Annotated in this window: 4 protein-coding genes; all 4 read right to left on the reverse strand. The window is 42.8% G+C overall.

Features of this window, described 5'->3' with window-relative positions:
* Positions 1-109 precede the first annotated feature (109 nt).
* On the reverse strand, positions 110-1,168 hold the full coding sequence (locus ISF27_RS12985) for a PDDEXK nuclease domain-containing protein (protein WP_194611891.1): 1,059 nt from the start codon (positions 1,166-1,168) through the stop codon (positions 110-112).
* 102 nt (positions 1,169-1,270) lie between these two features.
* On the reverse strand, positions 1,271-1,597 hold the full coding sequence (locus tag ISF27_RS12990) for a recombinase family protein (protein WP_268904271.1): 327 nt from the start codon (positions 1,595-1,597) through the stop codon (positions 1,271-1,273).
* Between the two features lie 459 nt (positions 1,598-2,056).
* A complete protein-coding gene (locus tag ISF27_RS13415; protein WP_235986441.1) occupies positions 2,057-2,278 on the reverse strand; it encodes a Fic family protein in 222 nt (73 codons plus the stop codon).
* Positions 2,260-2,775: a pyridoxamine 5'-phosphate oxidase family protein gene (locus ISF27_RS13005; RefSeq protein WP_194611893.1), complete on the reverse strand. Its 516-nt coding sequence runs from the start codon at positions 2,773-2,775 to the stop codon at positions 2,260-2,262. The genes ISF27_RS13415 and ISF27_RS13005 overlap by 19 nt, the downstream gene beginning before the upstream one ends.
* Positions 2,776-2,980 lie beyond the last annotated feature (205 nt).

The raw sequence follows: 2,980 nt of genomic DNA on the forward strand, positions 1-2,980 counted from the left end.
GGTGGATTTTGTGTGGTAACTTAATTTTACCGATGGCAATAGACTATGTCTATTTTTATTCAATTGAATTTGCGAAACTTATTATACGTTATCTGCAAATGATACATAGTTATTCCGGCTCATTCATATGTTGCAGTTCAAAAATATCTTTCTGTGTCTGAATTTCCTCCCGCAGTTCCTCGTCAGTTGGCAGATACAATTTATATTTGCTGGCAAACAGCTGCTCATTTCCATGCATTACAGAATACTTTGCAATATCCTCGTCCGTGTCTGCGCAGAGAACAATTCCAAGCGTTGGATTATCATCCGGCTGTTTCTTCAGCTCATCATACATCCGGATGTACATGTCCATCTGCCCGACATCCTGATGCGTAATCTTCTGCGTTTTCAGGTCAATCAAAACAAAACACTTCATGATGTAGTTATAGAAAACAAGATCGATATAATAATCTTCCTTCTCTGTGTGGATATGTTGCTGTCTTGCAACAAAAGCATACCCCTTTCCAAGTTCCATGAGGAATTTCTGCAAATTGTCGATGATGCACTGCTCCAGGTCCGACTCAAGATAAGAAGTATCTGCCTGCATACCAAGGAACTCGGCAATCACCGGATTCTTAATAAATTCCAGTCTATTCTGATATTGGCTGGTCAGTTCTTTCATCTCCCTCTCCACCTGATCAGGCACCTGCGTTTTCAACATACGGTAGTAATACTGAGATGACACATTACGTTGCAGCGTCCGAACAGACCATCCCTGTTCACAGGCTTCTCTTTCGTACCATCTTCTTGCTTCGGTATCCCGTACTTGAATCAGAATACTATAGTGGCTCCACGAAAGTGAAGAAGATTGTGTCGACAGCGTCGACACAATCTCAGGGAAGGTCTGAAAAAATTTCACATATCTGTAGATCGATACCCTGTCAAAACCTTTTCCATATAGTTTTGTCAGTTTTTTTGACAAATCTGCGATAATCTGTTTCCCATATCGATCCTGCCCACTGCCAGACATAAATTCTTCCGAAATTCTTTTTCCAAGCAGCCAGTTGCGCTCTACCAGAAGAATGTTGACAGTCTGATATGCTTTCTTTTGAGCGGCATCTATTATCTGTCTGGAATCTTTCAGTACATCATCAGTTTTTGTATATGGTAAAAGATCAAATTTATCCATATCTACCCCTATCCTTTCAGCGCGTCTTCATATCCGCTCTCCCTCTGTTTCACGGCATCAGATAATTATGCTCAAGTTACTAAAGAATCAAAAGTTGTGCTATTACTTCTTTACTTTCCTTCTTGTTCGCTTCTCCATTTTCCTCTGCACTTTCTGAAATGTATCTTCACTGATGATTGCAGGGATAGCCTCAGTCATGACCACTTGTGATCCGATGTTGTCTGACGCCGAAATAGTAACATCTCCGGTGTACTTGCCCTGATGAAGGACTCCTGTTACAGATCCACGGCTCCATTTCTTTTTCTCACCGTTTGGTGTGAATATTCCTTCTTCATATAGCTGCTCCCGAATATCATCAACACTTTTCCCGTCCATGTATAGATGAAAAATTTCCTTCACTACCTTCGCCTGGTTCTCTTGGATTTCCAGTTTGCCATTTTTTCCAGCTTACAGCATATTTCTAATGATTACTAGTTAATTATTAAACACACTCTCATTTTTTCATCTGTTCCACCTTTATCAGAGCTCAAGCCACATTCTGTATATAACCTTCCAACAGCCTCGGCCCCTGAAAAATTGCCTTTCCACAGTCACAACCCTCGAAAATAGCAAAGCCACAGTCTCGCCAATTAAAAATTCATCCAAATAGCCCTTCCACAGCCACGCCAGACCAACTTTTACATTTTTTCTAAAAGAAAACGCGGCACCCGTCTCTCTTCTCAAAAAGACGGATGCCGCAGAAATGGCTTAAACACGGGCTTTTCCAGCCCTCTGTCAATTTGTTCTTGTTAGCAAAGCCACTGTCTCCACGTGCTCTCCTCTGCCCAATCGGTTTATGATCAAGGTCTAGGCCCAGTATGCCGTTAACTTGGTCGGTATCTTGGTCGGTCACCGATCAAGTTGCTTTCTCCTGTACCTCTGATTTCGGCTGTTAGGTTTGTCGGGAATTGTCATTTCGATAACTCCTTGTGCTAATGCCGGATTCAGATTGCCATGCGATAGCACTTTGATCCTGTCGATCTGCTCGCTGATATCTCCCACAAGATTGGTTATCTTATCCGTCATGTGAAATGGCGGTTTATACTCATTCATTAATGACACCTCTTCCATATCTGCCTGCTGCCAAATCCGTCTTTCTTGAAATCTGAATTCAGGCAGGTGATCTCTATCGGTATGATCTTCAAAAGCCACATAGGCTCTTTAAGTTTCTTCAATGCTTGTAGCGGTATCTTTCTGAACTCCGCGACATTCTTATATTCATCGGAGAACAGCTCGACTAACTCCACTGTTCCTTCGATCTGCAGTGACCTAAGTCCGCCAAAGGAAGCACTCGTCTCGAAGACCGCTGCCGCGATATGATTATTCTCCTTCAAGGCTTTGAACTTAAGCCCGCCTTCGGTGAAGATCCAAAGTGCTCCGGTATACCAACTGTACTCAAGCGGCGTGCAGCGAATAAAATCCTTCGTGGCAGTTGCCAGGGCAAGAACCTTATGGGATGATAAGAACTCGTCTATCCAGCTATACAGAGCATCAGCATTCAGCTTCTTTTCGGTTTCATCTTTTCGAGTCCAGAAGGACTCAGCCTGTGCGTACTGTTCGTCAGTCATTTATTTTTCCTCATTCATTGACACTCCACACGACTAAAGTCGTGGGATTCTTGCTTCAGCCACTACCGCGTTCCTAACAAGTTACCTTGTTGGCTCGTCTTACACAGTGTCTACAAGCGTAAATTCCCGTATGCCCTACGGTATTTTATATATGTCAGGCTATTGACAGCCCTTTATTTAAGATGTTTATGCTTGCGTTGGTGTC

It is taken from the genome of Clostridium vitabionis (genome assembly GCF_015351765.1).
Classification (GTDB): domain Bacteria; phylum Bacillota; class Clostridia; order Lachnospirales; family Lachnospiraceae; genus Clostridium_R; species Clostridium_R vitabionis.